Genomic DNA, 26,901 nt, shown 5'->3' with positions numbered 1-26,901 from the left:
ACCCGGCACCATGAACCAGCACGCCCAAGATCCCTACCGAGTGACACATGTATCGGGACTTCAACACTGACAGATGTCATGGGACTGAATAGTTAGGCGCTAACGGAAACTGTCCAAGATCTAGCCGGTCAGCCCGCACCGGGGGGCCGTCGTGCCGGTTGGTCGGCTGGTCGGGGACACCGCCGGCACTAACCTCAGCAGCGACGCGTTCATCGAGCATCGAACACCAGGGAGCCGTATGGCGTACGTGCTGCTGGGGATCGCCATCCTCGCCGAGGTTCTGGCGACCAGCCTGATCAAGAGCACCGCCGGGTTCAGCCGTCTCTGGCCGACGCTTGGTTGCCTCACCGGCTACGCGCTGGCGTTCCTCCTGCTGGCCCAGGCCGTGAAGGAGATTCCGGTCGGTGTCGCGTACGCCCTCTGGTCGGGTCTGGGCACCGCGGCGATCGTGGCGATCGGCGCGGTGTTCCTGGGCGAGTCGGTCGGGCTGGTCAAGCTCGCCGGGATCGCTCTGATCATCGCGGGGGTGGTCATCGTGAACCTGACCGGGGAGCACTGACCGCAGCCCGACGCGATAGCCGGACGCGATGCAGGCCGGACGCGGTGGCCGGGCCCGGTGCGGGCCCGGCCACCTGGCGTCGGTCAGCCTGCCGTGCAGCTCACCTCCGGCGTGGGGTTGCTGCCGGTCCAGCCGCCGAGGAAGCCGAAGCTGACGCTGGCACCGGCCGCCAGTCGGCCGTTGTAGTCCACGTTGCGCGCGGTCACCGTGGATCCGCTGCTGGTCACCGTCGCGTTCCAGGACTGGGTGACGCTCTGGCCGTTGGCGAGGGTCCACCGGGCGGTCCAGCCGGCGATCGCCGTCGCGCCGGCCGTCACGCGGATCTCGCCCTGGAAGCCGCCCTGCCACTGGTTCGTCACCGTGTACGACGCCGTGCAACCGCCTGCGGGCGGCGGGGTGGTCGGCGGGGGCGTCGTGGGCGGAGGCGTGGTCGGCGGGGGCGTGGTCGGCGGGGGCGTCGTGGGCGGGGGCGTCGTGGGCGGGGGCGTCGTGGGCGGGGGCGTCGTGGGCTGGGTACCACCGAAGACGCTGGCCTCCCGCGCGGTCTGCCGGATGCCGTTGGCGCCGTTGAAGAGCCGCTGACCCCAGGTGGTCAGGCTGGCCGGGTTGAAGTTGGTGGCGAGGTCGAGGTATTCCACCCCTCCGCCATTACCGCTCCACGACCAGCCCAACCAGCCGATCCCGTTGGCCTGGCTGTAGGCGAGGATGGTTTCCTCGTCCGGGTTCCCGTCGGAGTGGTTGAAGCCGAACTCACCGACCACGATCGGCAGCCCGGCGGAACGGAACCGACCCAGATAGTCGCTGATCTCGGCGGCGGTGTCGAAGACCCCGTACATGTGGACGGAGAAGACGGTGTTGCGGGCCGGGTCGGCGGCGAATACCGACGCGGCGTTGTCCCGCATGGTGAAGGACCAGTCCTGACCCCAGTTCGGCGCGTCCACCATGATCGTGTGGGTCAGCCCGCCGTTGCGCAGGCGTGCGATCGCGTGGGCGTTGTCGGTGGCCCACGAGCCGTAGTTCTGGTTGCCGTACGGCTCGTTGCCGATGTTGACGATGACGTATCTTTCCTGCCCGACGAGGACGTCGGCGAGGCTGAGCCAGTAGTCGACGGCCCGGTCGAGGGTGATGGCCCCGCTCTGCTCGCCGTACCCGGTGGTGTCGTGCACCTCGAGTACGCAGATCAGCCGGTTGGCCTTGCACGTCGAGATGACGTTGGCGACGTCGGCGTTCGTGTTGCGGGTCCACCGGTCTCCGCTGGAGAGCACCACTCGCACGGTGTTCGCGCCGAGCGCCTTGACGTCGGCGAAGGAGTTGGTCTGCTGCGGGTACCAGGTGTGCGCGTGGTTCACCCCGCGCAGAACGAATTCGGTGCCGTTGGCGTCGTACAGCTTGCCGCCCGCAACGGAGAAACCAGCCGCGGCCCGCGCCGGCTGACCGAACGCCAGCACGGCGACGAGCAACGCGAGCAGAGCCGCGCCGGCGGCGGTGAGTCGAGTCTTCATGGCCTTCCTCAGGGAGGACCCCCGATGCCCGACAGGGGTGGGACGTGACAGGGGAAGGCGGCTGCAGCCCGGCAGCCGCGCCCGACTCCGGAGCGCACGCATCAGCGTAGGGCGATGGATTGGCCCTCGCAACCGGTTCAGTTGGCAGACGCACACCCCGGACAGCCGCAACGGCCCACGCGAACGCGGGCCGTCACGGGGCGATCATCCCCACCACAGGATGTGCGCCGCCTCCGGGTCTTAACCGGTTAAGACCGACGGTAGGCAGGTCACCGGCCATCCGTCAAGCACTGCCATCTGAGAACCGGACGAGAGGGTTGACGGCGGCCGACCGGGGTATCCGGGGAACGATCGGTCAGTGAGAGGGGATACCAGGATGGTCAGCGTCGGCTACACCCTGATGGGCGAACAGGCAGGTCCCAAGCAGTTGGTCGACCACGCGGTCCGGGCCGAGGCGGCCGGCTTCGACCAACTGGTGATGTCCGACCACTACTACCCCTGGCTGGACTCCCAGGGCCACTCGCCGTACGCCTGGTCGGTGCTCGGCGCGGTCGCCCACGCGACCTCCCGCGCGGAGCTGATGTCGTTCGTGACCTGCCCGATCCGCCGCTACCACCCGGCCGTGGTCGCGCAGAAGGCCAGCACCATCGGAGCGCTCTCGGACGGCCGGTTCACCCTCGGTCTGGGCGCCGGGGAGAACCTGAACGAGCACGTGGTCGGTGGCTGGCCACACGTGCAGCAGCGGCACGAGATGTTCGAGGAGGCGCTGCAGATCATCCGGCCGCTGCTCAACGGGGAGACGCTCACCTTCTCCGGCAACCACTTCGACGTGCCCGACGCCTATGTCTGGGACCGCCCGGAACGGCCGGTGCCGATGGCCGTCGCCGCGTCCGGCCGGCAGTCCGCGACGTTGGCCGCCGAGTACGGCAACGGCATCATCTCCACCGAACCCGACCGGCACATCATCGAGATGTACGACGACGCCGGCGGCGCCGGCCAGCCCCGGTACGGGCAGGTGGCCATCTGCTACGGCCCCGACGAGGCCGAGTGCCGCAAGATCGTGCACGACCAGTTCCGCTGGTTCGGCATGGGTTGGAAGGTGAACGCCGACCTTCCCGGCCCGGAGTCCTTCGCCGCCGCCACCCAGTTCGTGCGGGAGGAGGACGTCGCCGAGGGCGTCCCCTGCGGCCCGGACATCGACGCGCACGTCGAGGCGTTCCGGCAGTTCGTCGACGCCGGCTTCACCCACGTGGCGATCATCCAGGTCGGTGGGGAGACCCAGCCGATGTTCCTGGACTGGGCGCAGGAGCAGCTGCTGCCCCGGCTGCGGGCGTTGTGAGGCTACTGCCCGGCGGCCACTTCGGTCCGGCCGAGCTACGGCTCGCCATGGCCGCGCCCCGGCCGGCCGCAGGGCTGACGAGCGAGTGGCGGCTCGTCGACGGGCTGCGCACCCACACCCGGCGCAGTACGACCCCGGGGACCGGGGCGCCGCCCGTGGTGCTGGTGCACGGCCTGGCCGTCTCCCACCGCTACCTCACCCCGCTGGCCGTCGCGCTCGCCACCACCCACCCGGTGTACGTGCCGGACCTGCCCGGCTTCGGACTGACCGAACACCCCGACGGCGCGTACGACGTCCACCGGCACGCCGCGCACCTGGCCGCCTGGCTGGCCGCGTACCGGCTGCCGCCGGTCTGCCTGCTCGGACACTCGTTCGGCGCGGAGGTGGCCGCCGCGCTCGCCGCGAACCACCCGGACGCGGTACGCGCGCTGGTGCTGGCCGGGCCGACAAGTGACCCGTCCGCCCGGTCGCGCCGGGGCCTGTTCGGCAGGTGGCTCGTGGACTGCCTGCGCGAAGCGCCGTTGCAGGCCCCGATCCTGGTCCGCGACGTCTGGAACGCCCGGCCCTGGCGGGTCTTCGCGACGGTGTCGCACTCGGTGCGCAACCCGATCGAGCGGGACCTCGTCCGCGTCAGCGCGCCAACCCTCGTCGTGACAGGTGGTCGTGACCCGGTCGTACCGGCGCCCTGGCGCGACGAGGCGACCCGGCTCGTGCCGGACGCGAGCCTGGTGGTCGTCCCCGGCGTCGCGCACAACGTGGTCACGACCGCCCCGACGCAGGTCGCGGACGCCTGCCGCCGCCTGCTCGCCCCGCAACCCGCGCTCTCGGACAGGTGACGCCATGCGCTTCGGCAACACGGAGATCCGCCCGCTCGGCGGTGGCCTCGGCTGCCTCCTGATGATCCTCTTCTCGGTCCTCGCCTCGGTGGTGCTCACCGTCCTGCTCAACCTGGTGCTGTGACGGCAGCGTCATCCGCCTTCGGCGGCGACCACTACCGCGATCCGCCCGCTCCGGTCAGCGGCGTAGGCCCAGGACGCTGAGCACCTCACGGGAGGCCAGCCGGGCCGGGTCGAGCACCGACCGGCGGGTCCACCGGGCCGCGGGCGTGACGGTGGTCCGCCAGGCCGCCCGGACGCCGTGCGCGACCGGCACGACAGTCACCGACCAGACCCACCGGGCTCCCCGGAGCAGCGGGCGCACGGCGTGCCGCCACACCCAGCGCAGCCCGTGCCCGAGCGGGCGCAGCAGCAGGCGGTAGAGCAGTCGCAGCACCCATCCGGCCGCCCACCACGCGCCGACCACCACGGCGACGAGCAGCCGGACGAACCCCACGACGACCCACCAGATCCCCCGGGCCGACCCGACGATCGCGGCACCCACCGCCCCGGCGAGCGCGCCGACGCCACGCCACAGCAGCCGCCCCGCGGGGGTGACCGCCGCGCCCAGCCAGCGCAGCGGCCGCACGACCAGGTGCTCGGCGAGCCACACCAGCGCGCGTCCCAGCGCGACGAGAGGTGGACGCAGCCCGTGGCGGGCCAGCCAGACAAGCGGTGCCCAGAGCAGCCGCCGAGCCGCCCGCCCCACTGCCGATCCCATCGCGGCCAGCACGCCACCGCACCAGACCAGCGGCGTCCAGAGCACCGTGCGGACAACCCAGACGATGGCGTACGCCAGCCAGATCAGCGGGCGTCGGATCAGCGTGCGGCCCACCCACCCGAGGCCCCTCCCCAGCCACACCAGCGGCACCCAGAGCAGGTTGCGGGCGCACCACACAAGCGGAAGCCAGAGGAGTCGGTGCAGCGCCCAGGACAGCGGGGACAGCACCCAGCGACGCAGGAACCGGCCGGCGGGGCTGAGCAGGCTTCGGTACGCCATCCGGCCGGCAGCCGCGATCAGCTCCCAGAGCAGGCGTACCGGCAGCACCACGACCAACGCCACACCGCGCGCGACGGCCGCGACGAGCGGGAGCGCGACGGCGGCCGGCTCTGCCGGGTCCGCGGTCGACGGTGCCGGACGCGCCGCCGACGCTGGGCCGGGGTGCCCGGTCGGCGGGCCGGGCAGCGGCGAGCGGGCAGGCCGACGGTCGGTCACGGTGGGCACGGTAACCGGCCCGCGCCAGGCCTCAGCCGCCGGTCGCGACCGGGCCGAGGTCGAGTGTGGTGAGCAGCGGATAGTGATCCGAGGCCCGATCGGCCGCTCCGCCCCGCAGCACGCGGCACTCCCGCGTCCGCCGCGCCACGTCGCGCGTGCCGAGCAGGTAGTCGAGCCGCATTCCGGCGAACTCGGCTCCGCCGAAGCCTGTGGGCACGGTGTGGCCGTCGGCCTCGGGCGCCCCGACGTTGCACGACGGCCAGAGATCGACCAGGTCGGCGGCGAGCAGCCGGGCGATCGCCCGGGTGTCCACGTCGCCACCGAAACGGCGCAGATGCCGCCGCCGGTAGAGAGCGGGCATTCCGGCCAGCCGCTCGGTGTGGTCGACGCTCGGGTCGAGCGAGTTGAGGTCGCCGGTGACGACTGTCATCGGTCCCCGGGCCCGTCGCACCGCCCGGGCCAGCCAGTCGGCCTCCATCCGCCGCCGCCCACCGGAGTACGGGTAGAGGTGGGTGCCGAGCACGGTGAGCGGGCCGGCGGTGGTCGCCACCACGACGCGAGCGGCGGCGTGGTGGAACGGCCGACGCAGCGTCCCCGCCTCGACGACCTGGTACGGCGGCCGGACCAGCACCGCCACCGGCTGCCCGACGCAGGAGCGGGCCAGGTGCGGCGTCATGCCCACCCGACCCGCCACGGTTGCCATCAGCCCGTCGCGGTCGAAGCCGCGCAACTCCTGGAGGGCCAGCACGTCCGGCGTCTGCTCGTCGATGACCCGGACCACCTGGTCCAGCCGGTCGGCGCCGCCGCGATCCCGACCGCCGGTACGGATGTTCCAGGTCATCAACCGCAGCACGTGGCGCTCAGTCGGCTCGGCCGGCGCGCGCCAGCTCGTCGTCGAGGGTGTCCACGTCCTCCGACTCGATGGCCGGCTGGTTGCCCTCCTTCAGGTCGGCGTTCGGGCGGATGACGAGGTAGAGCAGCCCGATCCAGAGCGCGGAGAGCACGATCGCGCCCATGAAGTCGGTCGGGTGGTGCATGCCCCGGTACATCCGGGAGGTGGCGACCCCGACCGGCATGATCACGGCCAGCGCCACGAAGATCCAACGCCACCACCTGTCGGTACGCGGGAACACGATGACCGTGATGGCCAGCCAGACGCAGATGGTGGCCGCGATGTGCCCCGACGGGAACGACGAGGTGGGCATCTGCCCGTCGAGGTTCTCCACCGCCGGGCGCGGTCGGTCGACGGCGCGGGCCGAGGCGAGGAACAGGGTCAGCTCACCCACCATCGCCAACGCCAGGAAGAGCACCGGACGCCAACGCCGCCAGACCGCCAGGACCAGTGGGCAGAACACCAGCGAGATGATCAAGATGGCGTGGGTGTCACCGAACTTGCTCCACCACCAGCTCACGTCGGTCAACACGTCGGTGTGCCGGGCGGCGAACCACCGCGGCACATCGGTGTCGAGAGTGTCGAAGACGGTGCCCTTGGCGTGATAGCTGACGTACGTGCCGAAGCCGTAGAGCGCCCCGAACACGAGCACCCACCCGACCAACAGCTCGGCCACCGCCGAGCGGGGGTGCGCCAGCACGTGCTCCTCGGCCGGGGCGGCGGCGATGTCGTGCCCGGCCTCCGGCTCCAGGCCCTCGCTCAGCGACGGCACCGGCCGCCCGCGCTCACGACGCCACAGCCGGAAGGCGTACGCGGTGACGCCCAACCAGGCCGCGCCGAGCAGCCAGCCGGCCAGCACGTCGGAGATGTAGTGCACGCCCAACGCGATCCGGGTCAGGCCGATCACCGCCACCAGCAGGCTGAAGCCGACGATCGCCGGCTTGCGCCAGCGCGGTGCCATGGCCGGCAGGAACACCAGCAGCAGAGCCCCGTACGCGACGATCGAGCCCAGCGCGTGCCCGCTCGGGAAGCTGTTGCCCGGTGCGCTGGCGATCGGCACGTCCACCACCGGGCGGAGCCGACCGACGAGCGTCTTCAGCGACGGGTCGAGGATCAGGCCACCGACCCCGGTGACGATCAGGTAGACGGCCAGCCGTGGCTGTTTGCGGATCAGCAGCCCGATCACGGCGACGCTCACCAGCCAGATGTAGATCGGTCGGCCGCCCAGGTCGGTCACCGCCTCCAGGACGGTGACGAGGGCGTGGTGCGGGGCGACGAGCCCGTTGAACCACTCGGCGGCGGCGTGGTCGGCGTCCTGCAACGGGCTCCACCGCACCCGGACGAGCAGCAACAGCAGCCCGAAGGCCACCCCGGCGCCGGTGACGGCCGCCAGACCCGCGATGCTCCGCTCGGCGAAGTGGCCGATCGGACGTCGCGCCATCTCCTTGACCGCGGTCACCCCGCACCTCCTTGTTCGGCTCTGGCGGGGCCGCATTACCCGATCCGCGTTCGCCGTACACGCCGGTGCTGCTAGAGCGCGCTCATGTCCCCGGTGTCGAGCAGCTCGGCACGGTCGGTGTCGGGCTCCCACAGGTCGGGTTGGGCCGGCTCCCGGGCGCCGATGCGCAGCGCCTCCAACTGGGCGGCGAAGGCCAGCCCGCCGAAGAGCGCCATGCCGGTCAGGTTGGCCCAGAGCAGCAGCGCCATCATGCCGGTCAACGCGCCGTAGGTCTGCCCGAAGCCGTCGCTGAACCGCACGTACGCGGCGAGCAGCAGGCTGGCCATCCACCAGAGGACGGTGGCGATGCCGGCGCCGAAGAACAGCCAGGACAGGCCGGGCTGGTTGCGTCGTGGCGCGTGCCGGAACAGCACGGCGACGGCGAGGACGGTCAGGCCGAGGCTCAGGGGGAAGCGGACCACGTCCCAGATGCCGTTGGCGAGCGCACCCCACTCGTAGTGCTTGCGTACCGAGTCGCCCATCGCGCCGCCACCGACCAGGATCAGGAAACCGGCGAGCGCGGGCAGGCCGGCGGTGACGGCCAGCACCGCGGCGCGGAGGTACTTCCGCAGCGCGGGCCGGTCCCGTTCGACGCCGTAGATGCGGTTGGCGCCCCGTTCGATCTGGGCCATGGTGGTGGTCAGCGCGAACAGGCCGGTGAGCAGGCCGAGGGCGAGCGCGAGTTCGCCCGCGTCCTCGACGCGCTCACCCTCGCCCAGCAGCTCGCCGACCATCTGCGCGCTCTGGCCGGGGGTGAGCGCCAGGACGGTGTCGGCGACGACCTGACCGCCCTCCTCGACGCCCAGCTCGCTGATCAGGCCGGTGAGGGCGATCAGGAACGGCACCACGGCGAGGCAGAGTTGCAGGGCGAACGCACGGGAGTGGCTGAACCCGTCGCCGTAGCGGAACCGGATGAAGGCGTCCCGCAGCAGGTGCCAGGTGTTCTGCCGGCGCAGCGTGTGCCAGGCGTCGTCGGCGGACAACTCCTCGTCGGCCATCAGCCGGGTCTCCGGCACGATCCGGGTGCTACTCACGGCGTGCGTCCTCGATCAGCTGCTCGCCCCGCTCCCCGGCGCCCTGCGCGTCGACGGCCAGGTCGGGGGCGTCCTCGGGTTGGGGGACGCAGAGCCACAGCGCCTGGGTGCGGATGTCCGCCCGTAGCTGGCGGCCCGGGGCGATGAGGTCGCCGTCCAGTTCCCTGGGCTGGGCCCGGTTGCTGCTGACCACCACGCGTCGGCCCCGGAAGACCTCCATCCGCGGCACCTGGCCGCTGCGGCGGACCACCGCCCAGCCGAGCGCCAGCCAGTGCCGCAGGTTGCGGGGGGTGAGAACGGCGACGTCGAGCCAGCCGTCGTCCGGCTCGGCCTCGGTGAGCAGGGTCACCCCGCCCTGGAGCCGGCCGACGTTGGCGATCAGGACCGAGCGGGCCCGGCGGCGTACCGGCGGGCGGTCGTCGATGCGGATCTTCACCCGCATCGGCCGGTCCCGCAGGTGGCGGGCGGCGCCCATGACGTACGCCGGCCAGCCGATGCGGGCCTTGGTGGTCTCGGAGGTGGCGTCGAGCATCTGGGCGTCGAAGCCCATGCCGGCCATCACGGTGAAGTACCGGTCTTCCACGGCGCCGACGTCCAGCAGCCGCCGACCCCGTTCGATGGCGACCTGCAGCCCGGCGGCCAGGTCGGTGGAGAGACCGAGGTTGGCGGCGAGCAGGTTGCCGGTGCCCTGCGGCAGCACGGCGAGGGCCACGTCGGTGCCGACAAGCGCGCTGACGCAGGACATCACGGTGCCGTCGCCACCGCAGGCGAAGACCAGGTCGACGCCGGACTTGACGGCTTGCTCGGCCTGACCGCGGCCCGGGTCGTCGACTGTCGTTTCGTACCATTGCGGCTCGGGCCAGCCCGCCGCGCTGAGTGCGTCGTTCACGGTACGGCGCAGCTCGTCGAGATCGTCGACCTTCACCGGGTTGACGACCACGGCGGAGCGCAGCCCACCGTCGCCGCCCGAGGGTCGCCTGTCCTGTCCAGCATCCACGGGCGCCAGTGTGCAGCACCGGGGCACCTTCAGCGACCCAGCGGGGGTCTCGCGTCGAAAGTGCCACAGACACGTTTCAACGCGAGTGCCCCTGTCAGGCCGCCGCCCGTAGCGCGCTCTCCACCCGTCGGCGCAGATCGTCGAGGTCGATGCCGGCCTCGGTGAGCACCAGCGCGCCCAGACCGTGCCCCTCCCGGAGCACCCCGAGCAGGATGTGCTCGGTGCCGATGTGTTTGTGACGCAGGCGCAGCGCCTCGCGTAGGGACAACTCCAGCGCCTTCTTGGACCGGGGTGAGAACGGCCCGCCGAGGTAGCGCCTGCGCCTCCACCGGCGACGCGGCGCCGGCACGGCCTCGCGCAGCGCGTCCGGGCCGAAGGACTGCTCGATGCGGGCGACGATCGCGGCCAGGTCGATGCCGATCTCCCGCAGGGCCGCCGCGTCCGCGTCGCCGAGGCCGGCGCCACCGCTGGCGGTGTGCCGGCGGACGCGCTCGCGCAGGTCGTCGGCGCGGACGCCGGCGTCGGCGAGCACCCGGCTGGCCAGGCCGGCGTCGTCGTCGAGCAGGGCGAGCAGCAGGTGCTCGGTGCCGACCGGCCGCTGACCCTCGACCCGCGCCTCCTCCAGCGCCCGGCGCACCACGCCGCGCGCCCGGTCGGTGAACCGTTCGAACATCACGCCTCCCAGGATGAGTTGACCGCCGGTCGCCCGGCGTGCTTCTTGTGCACCGCCTGCCGGCTGACCTCGAGCGCGTCGGCGATGTCCTGCCAGGACCAGCCCTGTCGACGGGCGTTGTCGACCTGGACCACCTCGAGCCGCTCGAGCAGCCGGCGCAGTGCGCGGACGGCGCGCAGCCCGACCCGGGGGTCGGTGCTGCCGGCTGCCGCCGCGAGTTCTGTCGCCTGACTCATGCCGTCAACATACGTTGACAACACCGCTGTTGTCAACCCCAGTTGACGAGCGGGTGGTGCCCGAACCGGCCCGCCGCAGCGAGCACCCGACTACCCTCGGTCAGGGACAGTGTGGTCGTGCCGGGCGCGACGCCCGGGAGGTGATACCGATGGCCGCAGCCACCGACGCGGCGGTGCTCGTCGGCCTCGGCTCGGATCTCGACCTTCCGGTCGTCGAACAGGCCGCGCAGGAAGCCGCCGGGCACGGCCGTGCGCTGCACCTGCTGCACACCTTCGACTGGCACGCGGCGTTCGCCGCCGACAGCGTCGCCGCGCCCCGCGACCGGGCCGAGGAACTGCTCATCCGGGCCGCGCAACTCGCCCACCAGGCCGAACCCGGCCTGACCGTGGGCAGCGAGATCGTCGAGAGCGCCACGCTGGCCACCCTCATCCGACGCTCGGAGACGGCCTTCCTGCTGGCGGTCGGCGACAGCGGGATGGCCGGCAGCGGCCAGTGCGTCCCGGCCGAGACGCTCGCCGTGCAGTTGGCCGCGCGGGCCGGTTGCCCGCTGCTGGTGGTCCGTCGCGAGCCGCCACCGCAGGGCCCGGTGCTGGTCGGGGTGGACGGCTCGCCCAGCTCGCACCTCGCGCTGCAGTGGGCGGTGGAGTGCGCGGCACGGCGGGACGCCCGACTGCTCGCGCTGCGGGTGGTCGAGCAGGACGAGGACACCGACGCGGTCGCCGAGCAGCTCAGCGAGGCGCTGGCCCGGCATGCCGGCCACAACGGTTCGGTGCCCACCGAGTGCCGCGTCGTGCGCGGCGATCCCGGTGAGGTGCTTGTCGACACGTCCCGCACGTCGCAGCTGGCGCTCGTCGCCGCCCGGGGCGACGAACCGGGGCGAGCGATGCTGGGCGCGGTCGCCCAGTCCCTGCTCTACCACTCCCCCGCACCGGTGGTCGTCGTCCGTGGCCTGACCGAGGCGCCGCTGACCGGCCCGGACCCCCGGCGCCAACGGCCCTGACCCCGGCGTTGCGCGGCGGCGCAGCCGAACGCCCCACTCCTACCCGCGAGAGGCAGCCTGATGGACACCGCTCTCGACGTGCGACACGCCCTCACCGACGACGAGCTACGCCGGCTGGACGCCTACTGGCGCGCCGCGAACTACCTCACCGTCGGGCAGATCTACCTGCTGGGCAACCCGCTGCTGCGGGAGCCGCTGACCACCGACGACATCAAGCCCCGGCTGCTCGGGCACTGGGGCACCAGCCCCGGGCTCAACCTCGTCTACGCCCACCTCAACCGGGTGATCGTGGCGCGTGACCTCGACGCCATGCTGGTCACCGGCCCCGGGCACGGCGGCCCGGCCATCGTGGCCAACACCTGGTTGGAGGGCACCTGGTCCGAGCGCTACCACGACGTGGCGCGCGACGAGGTCGGGATGGCCAAGCTGTTCCGCCAGTTCTCCTTCCCGGGCGGCATCCCCAGCCACGTGGCGGCGGACGTGCCGGGCTCGATCCACGAGGGCGGCGAGCTGGGGTACGCGCTGAGCCACGCCTACGGCGCCGCGTTCGACCACCCGGATCTCGTGGTGGCCTGCGTGGTCGGCGACGGCGAGGCGGAAACCGGGCCACTTGCCGGCAGCTGGCTCTCCAACGTGTTCCTCAACCCGGCGCGCGACGGCGCGGTGCTGCCCATCCTGCACCTCAACGGCTACAAGATCGCCAACCCGACCGTGCTGGCCCGGATCCCCGAGGCCGACCTGCTCGACCTGATGCGCGGGTCGGGCTACCAGCCGTACGTGGTGGCCGGCGACGACCCGGCCGTGGTGCACCGTACGCTCGCCGCGACGATGGACCGGGCGCTCGACGAGATCGCCGAGATCCAGCGGCGGGCCCGTTCCGGCGGCGCCGCCGAACGTCCCCGCTGGCCAATGATCATCCTGCGGACACCGAAGGGTTGGACCGGCCCGAACGAGGTGGACGGCGTCCAGGTGGAGGGCACGTACCGCGCCCACCAGGTGCCGCTGTCGGGGGTCCGCGACAACCCGGCCCACCTGGCCGAGTTGGAGCGCTGGCTGCGCAGCTACCGGCCCGAGGAGCTGTTCGACGCCACCGGCGCCCCGGTGGACGAGTTGCGGACGCTGCCGCCGCGCGGAGACCGGCGGATGAGCGCCAACCCGGTCACCAACGGTGGCGTGGTGCTGCGCGACCTGGCCCTGCCCGACTTCCGCGACTACGGCGTGGTCGTCGAAGAACCGGGCCAGCCGATGGCCGGTGCGACGGGGGTGCTCGGCCCGTGGATCCGTGACGTCATCAGCGCCAACCCGGAGACGTTCCGACTGTTCGGCCCGGACGAGGTCGCCTCCAACCGGTTGGGCGCGGCGTTCGAGGTGACCGGCCGGGCCTGGGTCGCCGCCACCGTGCCCGGCGACGACCACCTCTCCCCCGACGGCCGGGTCATGGAGGTGCTCTCCGAGCACCTGTGCCAGGGCTGGCTGGAGGGTTACCTCCTGACCGGCCGGCACGGTGTCTTCACCAGCTACGAGGCGTTCATCCACATCGTCGACTCGATGCTCAACCAGCACGCCAAGTGGCTGAAGGTGACCAGGGCCATCCCCTGGCGGCAGCCGATCGCCTCGTTGAACTACCTGCTGTCCAGCCACGTCTGGCGGCAGGACCACAACGGCTTCTCCCACCAGGATCCCGGCTTCATCGACCACGTGGTCAACAAGAAGGCCGAGGTGGTCCGGGTCTACCTGCCGCCGGACGCCAACACCCTGCTCGCCACGATGGACCACTGCCTGCGCAGCCGGCACTACATAAACGTGGTGGTGGCCGGCAAGCAGCCAGCGCCGAACTGGTTGACGATGACCGAGGCGATCCAGCACACCCGACGCGGCCTGGGGATCTGGGAGTGGGCCAGCAACGACGGGGGCATCGAACCGGACGTGGTGCTGGCCTGCTGCGGGGACGTGCCCACCCTGGAGACGTTGGCCGCCGTCGAGCTGCTCCGCCAGCACCTCCCAAACCTGCGGGTGAGACTGGTGAACGTGGTCGACCTGATGCGCCTGCAGACGGACACCGAGCACCCGCACGGTCTGACCGACAACGAGTTCGACACCATCTTCACCCAGGACCGGCCCGTCATCTTCGCGTACCACGGTTATCCCTGGTTGATCCACCGGCTGACCTACCGCCGCAACAACCACGAGAACCTGCACGTCCGCGGTTACAAGGAGGAGGGCACCACCACCACCCCGTTCGACATGGTGATGCTCAACGACCTGGACCGCTTCCACCTGGTCATCGACGTCATCGACCGGGTACCCGGGCTGGCCGCCCGCGCCGCGCACCTGCGGCAGCGGATGGTCGACGCCCGGCAGGCGGCCCGCGACTACACCCGCCGCTACGGCGAGGACGACCCCGAGGTCGCCGAGTGGCGCTGGGTCCGCGAAACCGACCCGACGAACCCCTGAGGAGGACGACGTGCGCGACGCGGAGATCCTGGTCGGCTACGACGGCTCCACCGACGCCTCGACGGCGCTGGAGTGGGCGCTGGAGGAGGCTCGGCACAGCGGCCAACCGGTGCGGCTGGCGTACGTCTTCGAATGGCTCACCGTGGCCGGTTGGGTCGGTCCGGGCGTAGCGCCCGGGGTCTGGCCGGACGAGACCGCCCGCCGGCAGGTCGAGGACCTGGTCCGCAAGGCCGCGGCGGAGGCCGCCGCCGCCCACCCCGGGCTGACGATCACCGGCGAGGTGTACGACGGACCACCCGCCCTGGTGTTGCAGGAACGCTCGGCCGAGGCCGGCATGCTGGTGCTCGGCAGCCGGGGTCACGGCGGGTTCGGTGGCCTGCTGGCCGGGTCCACGGCCGTGTCGGTGGCCGCCCACGCACACTGCCCGGTGGTCGTGGTCCGGGACGGGACGGCCGGCGGACCGGACGACCCGGTGGCGGTCGGGGTGGACGGTTCGGCGCCGTCGCTCGTGGCGCTCGGCTTCGCGGTCGAACGGGCGGCGCGACGGCAGGTGCCGTTGCGCGTGCTGCACGCCTGGACCCCGGGCCCCGGCGGGGCGGCCGGGGTGCCCGACGAGCGGGCCGCGGTGGAGCAGGCACTGGAGCCGTGGCGGCGTACCTATCCCCAGCTGAACGTGACGGTCGACCTGATCTCGGGCAGCCCGGCGGCGATGCTGATCGAGGCGAGCCGGTCCGCGCAGGCGGTGGTGGTCGGCAGCCGGGGTCGGGGCGGGCTGGCCGGGATGCTGCTCGGCTCGGTCAGCCAGCAGGTGATCCAGCACGCCGGCTGCCCGGTCGCGGTGGTCCGGGAACGCTGACCGCGCGGAGTCAGCCGAGCAGCCGATCCAGTGGTCGTGGGATGGCGTCCGGATCGAGGGCGCGGACGAGCGCGCGGGCGTAGCGCGCCTTGCGGCCGCTCATCGTGCCCATGAAGCGGCGCAGTTGCCGCTCGATCGTCCGCCCGCGCTGCGCGGGCTGGTTCTGGAAGACCCGGAACCGGGCCAGATCCCCCTCGGCGTCGATGACCCGCTCGACAACGGCACTACCGAGCGCGCGGATCAGCTCGTCCTCCAGGTCGGTCACGCACACCTGGAAGCCGAGCGCCTCCATGGCCGAGCGGGTCAGGCCGCCGCCGAAGCCGGCCTGCTCCAACCCCCGCCGGAAGAAACCCTCCTCGGCCTCGTCGCAGAGCCCCCGTACGGTCACCGCCAACCCCTGCGCGCCGAAGAGCCGCAGGTAGCGGGCGACACTCATCGCGCCGCCGATCGGCAGGACGAGCACGCCCTCGCCGGCCAGGTCGCGGCCCCGCCGCTCGGCCAGCGTCTCCACCGCGCACCGATCGCTGAAGCCCTCGACGAGCACGACGGTGCTCAGGTCGCCGGCCACCGCACGGGCCACTGTGGCGGCTGCCGCGGCGTCCGCACCGCCGGCCGCCCACACCTGCACGGCACCTCGGAAACGGTCCGCCTCTCGCACACGCCAGAGTCTCGCAACCTGCGCTGGCGACCGCCACCGGATTGGGCGCGGGACCGGCTCGTCACCGACCCCTACGCCGGACGTGCACCGGCGGATCCTCGTCCCGCACCCGGGAAAACGGGCCCCGGGCATGGTCGGCGAAGCCGCCTACCGCGAATCTGCTTCAATCTGCGTCAGCACGGGCAATCGAGGCGCGCGACGCCTGCGTGACCGTGCGTGCCGACCGGGTGACAGCACGCGCCCGACCGGTGGGCCCGACCGCTACCCGAGGCTGGCTCGACGTCGGCACGAACCGGACGGAGAAGGGGATGCCCCGCACACCGCTGTCCCTGCCGCAGCCAACCGCGCGGGCGCCCGAGTTCGGCCGGGACGCGCTCATCGTCTGCGAGAACCTGGTACGGATCTACCAGACCGGTTCGATCGAGGTGCAGGCGCTACAGGGGCTGGACCTGACCGTGGAGAGCGGTGAGCTGGTCGCCATCGTCGGCGCCTCCGGGTCCGGCAAGTCGACACTGCTCTCCATCCTGGCCGGCATCGACGCCCCCACCGCCGGGCGGGTCCGGGTCGACAGGTGGAACCTGCTGACGATGTCCCGCGCGGACCGGGTGGACTACCGGCGGCGCACCGTCGGGTTCGTACGGCAGCAGACGGCGAGCAACCTGATCCCCTACCTGACCGCACGGGAGATGGTGGACCTGCCGATGACGGCGGCCCGTACCCCGAAGGAGGAGCGCCGGGAGCGCGCGGCCGAGCTGCTGGACAGCCTCGGTGTCGCCGACTGCGCCGACCGCCGCCCCGGGCAACTCTCCGGAGGGCAACAGATGCGTGTCGCGATCGCGGTGGCGCTTGCCAACCAGCCGCGGGTCCTGTTCGCCGACGAGCCGACCGGCGAGCTGGACGCCGCCACGTCCGCGGAGGTCTTCGGCGTGCTGCGGGACGTCAACCGGCGCTACGGCGTCACGGTTGTCGTGGTGACCCACGATCCGGAGGTCAGCGGCCAGGTCGAACGGACCGTCGCGATCCGGGACGGGCGTACCAGCAGCGAGGTGCTGCGCCGCGCCACCACCGACGCGGAGGGTGACACCCACGTGACCGCCGAGGAGTACGCCGTGATGGACCGGGCCGGGCGGGTCCAGGTGCCCCGCGAGTTCCGCGAGGCGCTGGCGCTGACCCGACGGGTCCGGCTGGCCCTGGAACCCGACCACATCACGATCCACCCCGACTCGGGGAGCGACGAATGAGCGGCGAGCCGCTGCTGCGCGTGCGCGGCGTCGAGCGGCGCTTCCGCACCGGGCCGACCGTCGTACACGCCCTGCGCGGCGTGTCGTTCGACGTGGCCGCCGGTTCGATGGTGGCGCTCGTCGGCCGCTCCGGCTCGGGCAAGACCACCCTGCTCAACGTCATCGGCGGCTTGGACCGCCCGGACGCCGGCACCGTCCACGTCGACGGCACCGACGTCACCGCGCTCGACGAGGACGGCCTGTCCCTGCTGCGGCGCGAGAAGGTGTCGTACGTCTTCCAGAGCTTCGGGTTGATCCCGGTGCTGTCGGCCGCGGAAAACGTCGCGGCCCCGCTGCGGATGGCCCGCGTCGCCCCCGCCGAACGCGAGCGACGGGTCGAATTGCTGCTGGACCTGATCGGCCTGTCCGACCACGCCCGGCAGCGGCCGGCCGAGCTGTCCGGCGGCCAGCAGCAGCGGGTGGCGATCGCCCGCGCGCTGGCCGCCTCGCCCCAGCTTCTGCTCGCCGACGAGCCCACCGGGCAACTGGACGCCGAGACAGGCCTCTCGGTGATGGCCCTGCTGCGCGGGATAGTGGAATCCGAGGGCGTCACCGTGCTGGTGTCGACGCACGACGCGGTGATGATGGCCCTCGCCGACCGGGTGATCCGCATCCACGACGGGCACCTCGACGACCAGGCCGCCGGGCGGCCGTACGCGCCCGCGCCGGACGCCGGGTGACGCAACGATGCTGAGGCTGGTCAGCCGGCGCGCCCGCGCGCAGTGGCCGCTACTGGCAGCCCTCCTCGGGGTCGTCACGATCGGTGCCACCCTGCTGGGCACCTGCACCCTGCTGATCACCCGCACCGCCGAGCGGGCGCTGGAGGTCGCCGTGACCCGCGCCGCCCCCGCCGCCGTCGACGTGACCGTCTACACCGGCGCCATCGAAGGCCCGGACACGTCGTCCGTCGCCACCGACACCCGTACCGTGGTGGCCTCCGCACTGGCGCCGTTCCCGGTGACGACAACCGCGCGGGCGTCGACGGTGCTGCGGGCGCTGCCGCCCACGCTCGCCAAGGGCACAAGCGTCGGAGCCCAGGCGTACCTGTCGGGGCTGGACGACCTGCCGACCCGAGCCGAACTGCTCACCGGGCGCTGGCCACAGCACCCTGGCGACGCGGTGCTGCTGGAGTCCACCGCCCACCTGCTCGGCCTCACCCCCGGTAGCCGGGTGCGCCTCGGCACCGAGCTGGCCCACGCGCCCGTCCCGGCCATCGACGTGATCGTCGTCGGTGTGGTCCGCCCGCTGCCGGGACGCGGCTGGGACCGCGACCCGCTGGCCGCGGCCGGCTCCGCCACCGGCTACCTGGACGGCCGCTTCCTGCAGCCGGTCAACGCCTACGGCCCGTTCCTCGTCGACCTCGCCGACCTGGTCACCACCGGCGCCACCGTCGACCGGATGGAGGTCACCGCCCACCCGGACCTGTCCCACCCCAACCGCCACGACCTGGAGACCGCGGCCGGGGCCGTCCGCGATGCCGACGACCGGCTGGCGGGCACCCTCGGCGACCGCGTCCGGCTCGCACGTGTCTCCTCCGAACTCCCGCTGACCCTGCGGTCCGCCGACGACCAACAGCACGTCACCGCCGCCGTCGTACTCGCCATCGCCGTCCTCGGCGGTGTCCTGGCCGCGACGGCGCTCGTCCTCGCCGGCCGGCTCACCACGGGCATCCGCGCCGACGAGACCGCCCTGCGGTCCGCCCTGGGCACCAGCCGCCGCCAACTCGCCGCCACCGCGACACTCGAGGCCGGGCTCGTCGCCGCCGTCGCCGCCGCGCTCGCGATACCGGCCTCGTCGGCCCTGCACGCCGGCCTGACCCACCTGCCGCCGCTGGACGGCGCCGGCCTGACCGTCCGGCCGGCCATCGCCGGCGCCCAGGTCCTCGCGGTCACCGGCGGCGCGCTGGTGCTCGCCGCTGTCCTCACCGTCCTGGCGATCCGGCCCGTCCCGGCGGCCGGCGGCCAGCGCACCCGCCGCGAACTGCTGGCCCGATCCGGCGCCGACCTGATGCTCGCGGTATTCGCCGCCGCCGGCTGGTGGCAGCTGTACGCGCAGCCCACCGCCGCCAGCGCACGCGCCGACGTGGTCCGGGTGCTCGCACCGGCGCTGCTGCTCACCGCGGGCGCCGCCCTGGCCCTCCGGGTGGTACTGCCCGCCCTCCGCGGCGCCGACCGGCTGGCGTACCGCGCCCGCGGGCTGGCGCTTCCGCTCGCGGTCGCCGAGGCCGCCCGCCGGCCACAGGCGGTCGCCGCCGGGCTGCTCGTCGGACTGGCCTGCGCGGCCGGAACCTTCGGCCTCGCCTTCGACAGCACCTGGCACCAGTCGCAGCGCGACCAGGCCGCGCTCTCCGTCGGCACCGACCTGGCTCTCACCCTCGGCACGGCGCCGGTGGCCGGTGAGGGCGCGGTCGTCGGCGCGGCCACCGCGGGGGCCGTGAGTCCGGTCCTCGACCGTGGCACCACGGTCGGTCAGTGGCTCGGCACCGCGGGCGTCGCGCCGCGCCTGGTCGCCGTCGACACCACCCGCGCCGACGCGCTGCTGCGCGGGCGGCTGGACGGCGACCGCGGTTGGGCGGACGTCGGCGCCACGCTGGCACCACGCACCCGGGTCACCGGCCTCGCCATCCCGACCGGCGCCCCGCTGGTCCTGAGCGGGACCACCACCGGCGGCACCCCGCTCACCGTGACGCCCCGGCTGCTGCTGCAGGACGCCAGCGGCCTGCGCACGTCCTGCACCGGACCCGCCGTAGCGCTCGACGGCCGGGAGGTTCGGCTGCCCGCCTGCGCGACGGCCGACGGGCAGCGCCTCGTCGCCGTCGCCCTGCCGGTCACCACCGACGGGGTCGGCGGACCCGTCGCCGTCGCCGTCACGCTCACCGTGCCGCCCACCGGGTCGGTGGAGAGGGCCACGGACGGATCGGACTGGACCGCCACCTCCGCGCCGCCGATCCCGAGCAAGCTGAGCGACCTGACCGTCGGGGTGTCCGCCACGCCAGCGGGAACCGCGCTGCGGATGGCCGCGACCGTCGACCTCGGCGCCGCCGAGGACGCGGCCCGGACCCTCGTCGCCACCGCCTTCCCGGACCCCGGCCCGGTGCCCGTCGCCGTCTCCGCCCGCTTCGCCAGCGAGGTCGGCGCCGAGAACGGCAGCAAGCTCAGCGTCACGGTCGGCATCACGCCCGTCCCGATCGTCGTCGCCGAGGTCGTGCCGACCGTACCGTCCGCCCCCGGCGCCGTCGCCGTCCTGGCGGACGTGGACACGCTGTCGCGCGCACGCGCCGTCACCGGCGACCTGACGTTCCCGGTCGACGCCTGGTGGGTCGGCCACCCAGCCGACCCCGGTGCCGCCGAGCGGGCCACCGCCCTGCACCTGGGCACCGTCGCGTCCCGCGAGGCGGAGACCGCCCGACTCACCAGCGGCCCGCTGCGCGCCGGGCTGCCGGCCGCGCTGCGGCTCCTCGTCCCGGCCGCGGCCCTGCTGCTGCTCGCCGGCGTCGTCCTGCACGTCACCTGTGACCTACAGGTCCGCGCCGTCGAGGTGACGCGGCTGCGCGGCCTGGGGATGTCCCGGCGCGGCATCCGGGCCGTGCTGCTCGGCCAGCACGCCGGCGTTCTGCTGCCCCTGCTCGCGGCGGGCGCGGCCGTCGGCGCGCTCGCCACCCGCGTCGTCGCTCCCCTGCTCGTCCGCTCCGACACCGGCGCCGCACCCGTCCCGGCCACCCAGCCCCACTGGCCGTGGCCAGCCGAGGCCGCGCTGCTCGCCGTGCTGCTGGCCGGATGCCTGCTGGCGGTCACCGTCGTGGTCACCGTCCAGGTCCGCCGGGCCGACGCCGCGCACCTGCGGGTGGCGCCGTGAACCGGTGGCTGACCCGCCGGTGGCCGGCGCCGCACTGGCCCAGCGTCCGCGGCCGTGGCCGTACCGACGCCGGACCGCTGCTGCTCACCGCCGCCGTCATCGCGGCCGTCGCGCTCCTCGCCGGGGCCGTGCCGGCGCTGCTCGGAGCCGCCGCCGACGACGCCGTCCAGGACACCGTCCGCCGCGCCGGACCCGACGCGAACGTCCTCGTGCACGCCAACTGGGAACGCGACGACGGGCCGACCGGCGGGCGGGTCCGGATGCCCCGCCTCGCCAAGGAGATCGACAGCTTCCGGACCCGGGCGGAGAACGCGCTCGGACCCGAACTGGACGCCGCGCTGCTCCCGCCCGTCGCCGTCGTCAACGGCCCGATCCTCACCATCACCGACGGCAGCGTGCCGCGTACCTTCCAGTTCACCTACCTGGCCGGTGACCTCGGCGGCCCGGCCGTGACCTGGATCGCCGGCAACCCGCCCGGCGCCGCCGTCGCCGACGACTACGTCGAGACCCCGTACGACGGACCGCCCTGGCCGGTGCAGGTCGGCCTCTCCGAGGTGGACTCCGCCGCACTCCACCTCGGGCCCGGCGACCGCATCCCGGTCACGGACGGTCAGGGTCGCAGCCCGAACGTCCGGATCAGCGGGATCTACCGACCCGCGGACAGCGCCGACCCCGCCTGGCGACTCGCCCCGTCACTACTGCGCCCCGTGCCCGGCGCAGACGGCGTGGGGACCACCCGGTTCGGCGGCCTGCTGTCGCGCGAGTCGTTACCGGACGCCCGGCTCGCCGTCGACGAGGACCAACTGCGGCGCACCGTCCACTTCGCACCCGTTCCCGACGCGCTCACCTGGGACGACACCGCCGCGCTCGCCGGCAAGGTGGTCAAGCTCAAGGCAGCCTCCGGCTCGTCGATCGCCCGCGACGAGTCGCTGAAGTGGGAATCGCAGCTGGACACGGCGCTGCGCGACGCCCGCGCCCGCAACAGCGCGGTTGCCGCACAGGCCTCCGTCCTGCTCACCGGGGTCCTGACCGCCACGGTGCTGGTCCTGCTCCTCGCCGCCGACCTGCTGGTCCGCCGCCGTACCCCGGCGCTGAGCGCCGCCCGGCACCGCGGGGCTGCGCTACCCGGCCTCGGTGCGGAACTGGTCCTCGAGTCCACGGTCGTGTCCCTGTCGGCCGCCGCCGTCGGGCTCGCGCTCGCCCGCGCGGCCGCCCCGGGCGTCTCCTGGACCTGGGCCGTGCCCGTGGTGCTGGCCGGTGCCGTCGCCGGGCCGGCGTTCGGCACCCTCGCCGCCGCCCGCGCCAGCCGCGACCGACGCCAACCCGCCAACCGGGCCGCCCGACGCTGGATCCGGGCCACCGGCCAGCTGCGCCGCGCCGCCGTGGAGGCCGCCGTCCTGATCGCCGCGGTCGCCGCCTTCGTCACACTGCACCAGCGCGGGCTGCTGTCCGTCGCCTCCGACGGCGACACCGGTGAGCTGACCGGCGACCTGGTCCTGCCGATCAGCGCGCTCGCTCTGGGCGCGCTCGTCGGCGCGCTCGTCCTGCTGCGGCTCCTGCCCCTCGGGGCGCGGTTCGCGCTCCGAGGGGCCCTGCGCTCGCGCCGCCCGCTGGCCGTGTTCGGCGCCTCCCAGGCGGCCACAACCGCCGGCCGCGCGCTGCCGCTGCTGGTGCTGGTCAGCACCACGGCGCTCGCGTCGTTCGCGCTCATCCTCGGCGCGACCGTCACCCGGGGTCTGGCCGACGGCGCGTGGAGCACCGTCGGGGCGGACGCCCGCCTCGACGTCGGCGCCGAGGCCGCCACACCCGCACTCGCCGAGCGCATCGCCGCCGCACCCGGGGTGGGGCAGGTCGTCGTCGCGCAGGTGACCGACTCGGCACGCCTCTCCACCGAGTCGGGGCTGCTCACCCCACGCCTGGTCATCGTGGACGCCGCCGCGTTCCAACGCCTGCTGGCCACCACTCCGCTGCCCGACGCGCCGGCGCTGGCCCGGCTCACGGCGCCCGGTCCCGGGGGCGTCCCCGCGCTGGTCCGATCGGGCGACGGCAAGCTACCGACCGGCACGCGGCTGCAGCTACCCCGGGAACGCGCCCCGGCGATCGGTCTCACCGTGGTCGGTACCGCTCCCTCCGTCGGCGGCGCCGACGACGTCGTCATCGTGGACGCCGCGGCCCTCGCCGACGCCGGGCTGCCCGCCGTTCCGAACACCGTCTGGGTGACCGGCCCCGGCGCGGCGCGGGCCGTGGCGAACACCGGCGTCCCCGCCGACGTCGTGCTGCGCACGGACGTCCTGCGGGCGCAGCGGGCGGCTCCGTTGACCACGGGCCTGCTCCGGCTGGCGTGGACGGCCGCCGCGGTGCTGCTGGCGCTGGGGTTGCTCGGCCTCGCGCTCGCCGCCGCCTCCGGTGCGGCCCAGCGGTGGCAGACCCTGACCCGGCTACGGACCCTCGGTCTGCGGCCACGCGACGCCCGCTGGGTCGCCGCCGGTGAGCTGCTGCCGCCGGTCGTGGTCGTCGCGGTGTGCGGCCCACTGCTCGGGGCCCTGCTCGCGCGCCTGACGCTCGGCCCGCTCGACCTGCGGCTGCTCACCGGCCAGGCCGTCGATCCGGCGGCGGTCCTGCCGTGGTGGCTGCTGGGTCTGCTGGGCGTGGCGCTGATCGCGGCGGCCGCCACTGTCGTACCCGTGGAGTCGGCGCTGCGGCGACGCGACCGGCTGAGCGAGGTGCTCCGCGCCGGCGAGTAGTCGACCGACTCCCCTGCGGGGAGCAGAAACGCCGAGACCCGTCACCGGATTTCCGGTAACGGGTCATCGAACCGCTTGTATAGCTGGTGGGCGATACTGGGTTTGAACCAGTGACCTCTTCCGTGTCAAGGAAGCGCGCTCCCACTGCGCCAATCGCCCGTGGCGGCCCCGTGGGGCGCATCGCGAGCGGACGACGGGATTCGAACCCGCGACCCTCACCTTGGCAAGGTGATGCGCTACCAGCTGCGCTACGTCCGCACGTCCCCGGCAAGCGCCGGCGACAGGTGAACTCTACCCGATGCCAAGATCGCTTGGCACGGCACCCTGCCCGGTCGCGGTTGCGCTGGTCCCCGCCGGGGTACTGAGGGGCTCGACAGCGCACCACACCCCCTTAAGGAGGCTGTCGTGGGTATCGGCACCAGCATCTTCCTGATCGCGCTCGGCGCGATCCTCACCTTCGCACTTGACGCGAGCGTCGGCGGCATCAACCTCGACGTGGTCGGCTGGATCCTGATGGGGGCCGGCGTCCTCGGCCTGATCATGACCACGCTGATCTGGGGCCGCCGCCGCGAGGTCGTCACCACCACCGAACAGCCGGTGGAATACCAGCGGGTCGAGGAGCGGCGGGACATCGCCCCGCCGCTGTGACCCGACCCCACTCCACCGCCGGCACAGTCGACGGACCAGATGTTGCCCGGGCCGGCCGCCTCGACGAGGGCAGCCGGCCCGGCACACCGGGCCGCCCACCTCGTCCGGTGGTCAGTCCAGGCAGGTGAGCGCGACCTCGGCGTACCGTGTCAACGCCGCCCGGTCCGGGCTGATGGCGCCCATCACCCGTAGACCCTGCAGGCTGGTCACCAGGAACCCGGCCAGGTCGCTGGCGCTGCGGTCGGACGTGATCTGGCCCCGCAACTGCGCCTCGGCGAGCAGGTCGAAGAGCGCCAACTCCAGGGACTGGGTGGTGGAGCGGAGCCGCTCGGCGACCCGCATGTCCTGGTGTGCCCGTTCCATCGACGCCCCGACGATCAGGCAGGACAGGTGCCGGCCGTCGCCGGTGATGTCGTCCACCGCGCTGACGAACACCTCGCGGATGACCGCCCGCGCGTCGTTGCCGGAGCGCAGCAGCTCGACCATCGGCGCGGCGTAACGCTGCCGGTAGAGGTCGAGCACCGCCAGGTAGAGGCCGTCCTTGCTGCCGAAGGCGGCGTAGATCGAGCCACTGCCCAAGCCGGTCGCCTCGGCGAGGTCGCGTATGGAGGCGCCCTCGTAACCCTTGCGCCGGAACACGTCCATGGCGGCGTCGACCGCGGCGTCGAGGTCGAATTCGCGAGTACGGGCCATGGGCGAACGCTACCCGCAATCTGGAACGATCGACAAAGTTTCGTCTGTCACAGTCGTCGAATCGACCTCTTTGCGCAGGTGAGCGCGGTCAGGGGGCCGCCGGCGAGCGCGGCGCCCACACCGCCGCCCTCACCTCGTCACCGATCGGTGAGCCGGTCTACCGCGGCCTCGGCTTCCGGCAGGTGGCCGAGTTCCGCATCCTCACCTTCTAGGGCGACGGGCGACGGCGCCGCCGCCATCGGGTTCTTCCGGGCCGGGGCGGCGGCGCGGTAGGCCGGGTGGGTTCGGTGCAGCGCCCGGAACGGCAGGTAGAAGAGCATGATCAGCCGGCTGGTCAACCAGGCCCGCCAGTAGCTGGCGCTACCGGCCCGTCCCCGCGAGTGGCTGGCGTAGGAGGCGTCGATCATCCGCAGGTACGCCCAGAAGTCGGCCGGGTCGTTCCGGAAACGGCGCGCCGAGGTGCTGGCCCGGAGCCCGGCGGCGAAGACCACCCGGTGGCCGGCCCGCCGCAGGTGGATGCCGAGGTCGAGATCCTCGTGGTAGCGGCGATCGTCGCAGAGGTCGGTCCGGATGGCGTGCCAGGCCCGGGCCCGGACCGCCATGTTCGCACCGAACAGCCAGTCGAGCCGCCGCCGGCTCGGCAGCGTCCACGCCCGGCGCAGCGTCAGGTCCACCGCGTTGAGGGCCAACGGAAAGCGGATGTCGTAGTAGGTCACCGGACCGGTCACCGCCGCGACCGTGCCGTCCGCGAAGACCCGGCGGACCTCCTCCACCCAGTACGGCGGCAGCCTGGTGTCCGCGTCGATCCGGCCGATGACGTCACCGGTGGCCGCCATCAGGCCCCGGTTGCGGGCGGCCAACACGCCCAGCCGCGGTTCGGTGAGCAGCACGACCCGGTCGGCGTACCCGGCCAGCCGGGCCCGCGTCGCGTCCGTGGAGGCGTTGTCCACCACGATGATCTCGTCTGCCGGCGTCGTCTGCCGGAGAGCCGCGTCGAGGCACGGCCCGATGGCCTCCTCCTCGTTGTGCACCGGCACGACGATCGACACCGTCGGCGCGCGGGCCGGACCCGCTCCGGCGCTGTCGGATGGTGCAGCCGCCCCGGCCATGGTCCGCCCCCGCCCCAGGGTCGATGGATCGTCGCGCGGGAAGCGTGCCATGCGAGGCCGCATCGGCGCTGTCCCGCGTCGTGCGTTCGTCGAGCGCCTCGGCCGGCAGGGCTGGTGCCGGCTGATGAGGCCTGGACGGCAGAAAGCCCGTTACCGGCTTTCCGGTAACGGGCGCTCAACTGCCTGAATATCCTGTGGGCGATACTGGGTTTGAACCAGTGACCTCTTCCGTGTCAAGGAAGCGCGCTCCCACTGCGCCAATCGCCCGTGCTTGTTGCCGAGGTGGGGACGGGATTTGAACCCGCGTGGACGGCTTTGCAGGCCGTTGCCTCGCCTCTCGGCCACCCCACCGAGGTTGCCCCCGTCACGCGTGGCGGCAGCTCCGAGCGGACGACGGGATTCGAACCCGCGACCCTCACCTTGGCAAGGTGATGCGCTACCAGCTGCGCTACGTCCGCACGCCCCCGGACGTTCCCGGGTGACGGATGAGAACTTTAGCCGAGCCGGCGAGAGACTGCCAACTCGGGGTCACCCCGGCGCGTCCCCTCCCTTCCGGGTCGCGTCGAAGACCCCCCGGGCTGCGTCGGAGAACACCGCGGGCGGGAGAGGGGTCCGCCACCCGCAGGGCTTCCTAGGGGGCTGGCCTGATACTGCCGGCCGCCACCGACCGTCACACTCGGGTGCCCGGGGACGATGATGGCCATCAGTGCGCCGCACGCCGGCGACCAGGCACTTCGCGCGTCATCCACTCGCGGCGGACCTCGGTGAACGCTCGCACAGGA

Annotated in this window: 22 protein-coding genes and 5 tRNA genes; 11 read left to right on the top strand and 16 right to left on the bottom strand. The window is 73.3% G+C overall.

Going from position 1 to position 26,901, the window contains the following annotated elements; all coding sequences use genetic code 11:
* The first annotated feature begins 238 nt into the window (after positions 1–238).
* Entirely contained in the window at positions 239–559 is a 321-nt protein-coding gene (locus ACGFH8_RS34975; protein ID WP_234581628.1) for a multidrug efflux SMR transporter, read from the top strand.
* A gap of 83 nt (positions 560–642) precedes the next feature.
* On the opposite strand, the gene ACGFH8_RS34970 is transcribed toward ACGFH8_RS34975, so the two are convergent.
* Positions 643–2,061 carry a cellulase family glycosylhydrolase gene (locus ACGFH8_RS34970; RefSeq protein ID WP_393375953.1) on the bottom strand — a complete coding sequence of 473 codons (1,419 nt, stop codon included), beginning with the start codon at positions 2,059–2,061 and terminating at the stop codon, positions 643–645.
* A gap of 376 nt (positions 2,062–2,437) precedes the next feature.
* Here ACGFH8_RS34970 and ACGFH8_RS34965 point away from each other — a divergent pair, with 376 nt between their 5' ends.
* Both ACGFH8_RS34965 and ACGFH8_RS34960 read left to right on the top strand, forming a co-directional pair.
* Positions 2,438–3,400 (top strand): TIGR03557 family F420-dependent LLM class oxidoreductase, encoded by a 963-nt coding sequence (locus tag ACGFH8_RS34965; protein ID WP_393375950.1) that lies wholly within the window; start codon positions 2,438–2,440, stop codon positions 3,398–3,400.
* Positions 3,397–4,236, top strand: coding sequence for an alpha/beta fold hydrolase (locus ACGFH8_RS34960; protein WP_393375947.1), 840 nt, complete (start codon positions 3,397–3,399; stop codon positions 4,234–4,236). The genes ACGFH8_RS34965 and ACGFH8_RS34960 overlap by 4 nt, the downstream gene beginning before the upstream one ends.
* 178 nt (positions 4,237–4,414) lie before the next feature.
* Here the strand turns inward: ACGFH8_RS34960 and ACGFH8_RS34955 are convergent, their stop codons facing one another.
* The 7 genes from ACGFH8_RS34955 to ACGFH8_RS34925 form a co-directional block, all read right to left on the bottom strand.
* Entirely contained in the window at positions 4,415–5,491 is a 1,077-nt protein-coding gene (locus tag ACGFH8_RS34955; protein ID WP_393375945.1) for a hypothetical protein, read from the bottom strand.
* A 31-nt stretch (positions 5,492–5,522) separates the two neighbouring features.
* The gene (locus ACGFH8_RS34950; protein WP_393375942.1) at positions 5,523–6,332 is read right to left on the bottom strand and encodes an endonuclease/exonuclease/phosphatase family protein; all 810 of its coding nucleotides are present in this window, start codon (positions 6,330–6,332) and stop codon (positions 5,523–5,525) included.
* A gap of 19 nt (positions 6,333–6,351) precedes the next feature.
* The gene (locus ACGFH8_RS34945) at positions 6,352–7,842 is read right to left on the bottom strand and encodes a phosphatase PAP2 family protein (protein WP_393375939.1); all 1,491 of its coding nucleotides are present in this window, start codon (positions 7,840–7,842) and stop codon (positions 6,352–6,354) included.
* 71 nt (positions 7,843–7,913) lie between these two features.
* A complete protein-coding gene (locus tag ACGFH8_RS34940) occupies positions 7,914–8,915 on the bottom strand; it encodes a YihY/virulence factor BrkB family protein (RefSeq protein ID WP_393375937.1) in 1,002 nt (333 codons plus the stop codon).
* Positions 8,908–9,912 (bottom strand): diacylglycerol/lipid kinase family protein, encoded by a 1,005-nt coding sequence (locus ACGFH8_RS34935; protein ID WP_393375934.1) that lies wholly within the window; start codon positions 9,910–9,912, stop codon positions 8,908–8,910. The genes ACGFH8_RS34940 and ACGFH8_RS34935 overlap by 8 nt, the downstream gene beginning before the upstream one ends.
* Positions 9,913–10,006: 94 nt before the next feature.
* Positions 10,007–10,585 (bottom strand): Clp protease N-terminal domain-containing protein, encoded by a 579-nt coding sequence (locus ACGFH8_RS34930; RefSeq protein ID WP_393375956.1) that lies wholly within the window; start codon positions 10,583–10,585, stop codon positions 10,007–10,009.
* On the bottom strand, positions 10,585–10,821 hold the full coding sequence (locus ACGFH8_RS34925) for a helix-turn-helix domain-containing protein (RefSeq protein ID WP_272616519.1): 237 nt from the start codon (positions 10,819–10,821) through the stop codon (positions 10,585–10,587). The genes ACGFH8_RS34930 and ACGFH8_RS34925 overlap by 1 nt, the downstream gene beginning before the upstream one ends.
* A gap of 149 nt (positions 10,822–10,970) precedes the next feature.
* Between ACGFH8_RS34925 and ACGFH8_RS34920 the strand changes: the two genes are divergently transcribed.
* From ACGFH8_RS34920 to ACGFH8_RS34910, 3 genes are read left to right on the top strand one after another with little or no spacing between them, the layout of a single operon-like run.
* Positions 10,971–11,822, top strand: a complete 852-nt coding sequence (locus tag ACGFH8_RS34920; protein WP_393375931.1) for a universal stress protein — start codon at positions 10,971–10,973, stop codon at positions 11,820–11,822.
* A gap of 60 nt (positions 11,823–11,882) precedes the next feature.
* A complete protein-coding gene (locus ACGFH8_RS34915; protein WP_393375929.1) occupies positions 11,883–14,276 on the top strand; it encodes a phosphoketolase in 2,394 nt (797 codons plus the stop codon).
* A gap of 10 nt (positions 14,277–14,286) precedes the next feature.
* Entirely contained in the window at positions 14,287–15,132 is an 846-nt protein-coding gene (locus tag ACGFH8_RS34910) for a universal stress protein (RefSeq protein WP_393375926.1), read from the top strand.
* Positions 15,133–15,142: 10 nt separating this feature from the next.
* Here the strand turns inward: ACGFH8_RS34910 and ACGFH8_RS34905 are convergent, their stop codons facing one another.
* A complete protein-coding gene (locus ACGFH8_RS34905; protein WP_393375923.1) occupies positions 15,143–15,790 on the bottom strand; it encodes a TOPRIM nucleotidyl transferase/hydrolase domain-containing protein in 648 nt (215 codons plus the stop codon).
* 308 nt (positions 15,791–16,098) lie between these two features.
* On the opposite strand from ACGFH8_RS34905, the gene ACGFH8_RS34900 reads away from it, so the two are divergent.
* Genes ACGFH8_RS34900 through ACGFH8_RS34885 form a run of 4 tightly spaced genes read left to right on the top strand, consistent with a single transcriptional unit; the run spans position 16,099 to position 23,669 of the window.
* Entirely contained in the window at positions 16,099–17,031 is a 933-nt protein-coding gene (locus ACGFH8_RS34900) for an ABC transporter ATP-binding protein (RefSeq protein ID WP_393375921.1), read from the top strand.
* On the top strand, positions 17,028–17,750 hold the full coding sequence (locus ACGFH8_RS34895) for an ABC transporter ATP-binding protein (protein WP_393375918.1): 723 nt from the start codon (positions 17,028–17,030) through the stop codon (positions 17,748–17,750). Before ACGFH8_RS34900 ends, ACGFH8_RS34895 begins: the two co-directional genes overlap by 4 nt.
* 7 nt (positions 17,751–17,757) lie before the next feature.
* Positions 17,758–20,925, top strand: coding sequence for a permease (locus ACGFH8_RS34890; RefSeq protein WP_393375915.1), 3,168 nt, complete (start codon positions 17,758–17,760; stop codon positions 20,923–20,925).
* Positions 20,922–23,669, top strand: coding sequence for an FtsX-like permease family protein (locus tag ACGFH8_RS34885; protein ID WP_393375913.1), 2,748 nt, complete (start codon positions 20,922–20,924; stop codon positions 23,667–23,669). The genes ACGFH8_RS34890 and ACGFH8_RS34885 overlap by 4 nt, the downstream gene beginning before the upstream one ends.
* An 84-nt stretch (positions 23,670–23,753) precedes the next feature.
* Here ACGFH8_RS34885 and ACGFH8_RS34880 read toward each other — a convergent pair.
* Positions 23,754–23,828 (bottom strand) — tRNA-Val (locus ACGFH8_RS34880).
* A 26-nt stretch (positions 23,829–23,854) separates the two neighbouring features.
* A tRNA-Gly gene (locus ACGFH8_RS34875) sits at positions 23,855–23,927 on the bottom strand.
* A gap of 147 nt (positions 23,928–24,074) precedes the next feature.
* Here ACGFH8_RS34875 and ACGFH8_RS34870 point away from each other — a divergent pair.
* Entirely contained in the window at positions 24,075–24,317 is a 243-nt protein-coding gene (locus tag ACGFH8_RS34870; RefSeq protein ID WP_357070106.1) for a DUF6458 family protein, read from the top strand.
* 111 nt (positions 24,318–24,428) lie between these two features.
* Here ACGFH8_RS34870 and ACGFH8_RS34865 read toward each other — a convergent pair whose 3' ends face one another.
* The 5 genes from ACGFH8_RS34865 to ACGFH8_RS34845 all read right to left on the bottom strand — a co-directional run bounded on the left by ACGFH8_RS34865 (position 24,429) and on the right by ACGFH8_RS34845 (position 26,577).
* Positions 24,429–25,010 (bottom strand): TetR/AcrR family transcriptional regulator, encoded by a 582-nt coding sequence (locus ACGFH8_RS34865; protein WP_393375910.1) that lies wholly within the window; start codon positions 25,008–25,010, stop codon positions 24,429–24,431.
* A gap of 137 nt (positions 25,011–25,147) precedes the next feature.
* Positions 25,148–26,119, bottom strand: a complete 972-nt coding sequence (locus ACGFH8_RS34860) for a glycosyltransferase (protein WP_393375908.1) — start codon at positions 26,117–26,119, stop codon at positions 25,148–25,150.
* 195 nt (positions 26,120–26,314) lie between these two features.
* A tRNA-Val gene (locus ACGFH8_RS34855) sits at positions 26,315–26,386 on the bottom strand.
* 13 nt (positions 26,387–26,399) lie between these two features.
* A tRNA-Cys gene (locus ACGFH8_RS34850) sits at positions 26,400–26,470 on the bottom strand.
* Positions 26,471–26,504: 34 nt separating this feature from the next.
* Positions 26,505–26,577, bottom strand: a tRNA-Gly gene (locus ACGFH8_RS34845).
* Positions 26,578–26,901 lie beyond the last annotated feature (324 nt).

Origin of the sequence: Micromonospora sp. NPDC049175 (assembly GCF_043197345.1) — a bacterium.
Taxonomy (GTDB): Bacteria; Actinomycetota; Actinomycetes; order Mycobacteriales; family Micromonosporaceae; genus Micromonospora.
This window is presented reverse-complemented; position numbering and strand designations above follow the sequence as displayed.

Bases quoted from the DNA above. Each gene is read 5' to 3' on its own strand.
- ACGFH8_RS34975 (WP_234581628.1), top strand. From the start codon at position 239: ATGGCGTACGTGCTGCTGGGGATCGCCATCCTCGCCGAGGTTCTGGCG.
- ACGFH8_RS34860 (WP_393375908.1), bottom strand. From the start codon at position 26,119: ATGGCCGGGGCGGCTGCACCATCCGACAGCGCCGGAGCGGGTCCGGCC.
- ACGFH8_RS34865 (WP_393375910.1), bottom strand. From the start codon at position 25,010: ATGGCCCGTACTCGCGAATTCGACCTCGACGCCGCGGTCGACGCCGCC.
- ACGFH8_RS34925 (WP_272616519.1), bottom strand. From the start codon at position 10,821: ATGAGTCAGGCGACAGAACTCGCGGCGGCAGCCGGCAGCACCGACCCC.
- ACGFH8_RS34965 (WP_393375950.1), top strand. From the start codon at position 2,438: ATGGTCAGCGTCGGCTACACCCTGATGGGCGAACAGGCAGGTCCCAAG.
- ACGFH8_RS34930 (WP_393375956.1), bottom strand. From the start codon at position 10,585: ATGTTCGAACGGTTCACCGACCGGGCGCGCGGCGTGGTGCGCCGGGCG.
- ACGFH8_RS34920 (WP_393375931.1), top strand. From the start codon at position 10,971: ATGGCCGCAGCCACCGACGCGGCGGTGCTCGTCGGCCTCGGCTCGGAT.
- ACGFH8_RS34900 (WP_393375921.1), top strand. From the start codon at position 16,099: ATGCCCCGCACACCGCTGTCCCTGCCGCAGCCAACCGCGCGGGCGCCC.
- ACGFH8_RS34895 (WP_393375918.1), top strand. From the start codon at position 17,028: ATGAGCGGCGAGCCGCTGCTGCGCGTGCGCGGCGTCGAGCGGCGCTTC.
- ACGFH8_RS34890 (WP_393375915.1), top strand. From the start codon at position 17,758: ATGCTGAGGCTGGTCAGCCGGCGCGCCCGCGCGCAGTGGCCGCTACTG.
- ACGFH8_RS34970 (WP_393375953.1), bottom strand. From the start codon at position 2,061: ATGAAGACTCGACTCACCGCCGCCGGCGCGGCTCTGCTCGCGTTGCTC.
- ACGFH8_RS34915 (WP_393375929.1), top strand. From the start codon at position 11,883: ATGGACACCGCTCTCGACGTGCGACACGCCCTCACCGACGACGAGCTA.
- ACGFH8_RS34950 (WP_393375942.1), bottom strand. From the start codon at position 6,332: ATGACCTGGAACATCCGTACCGGCGGTCGGGATCGCGGCGGCGCCGAC.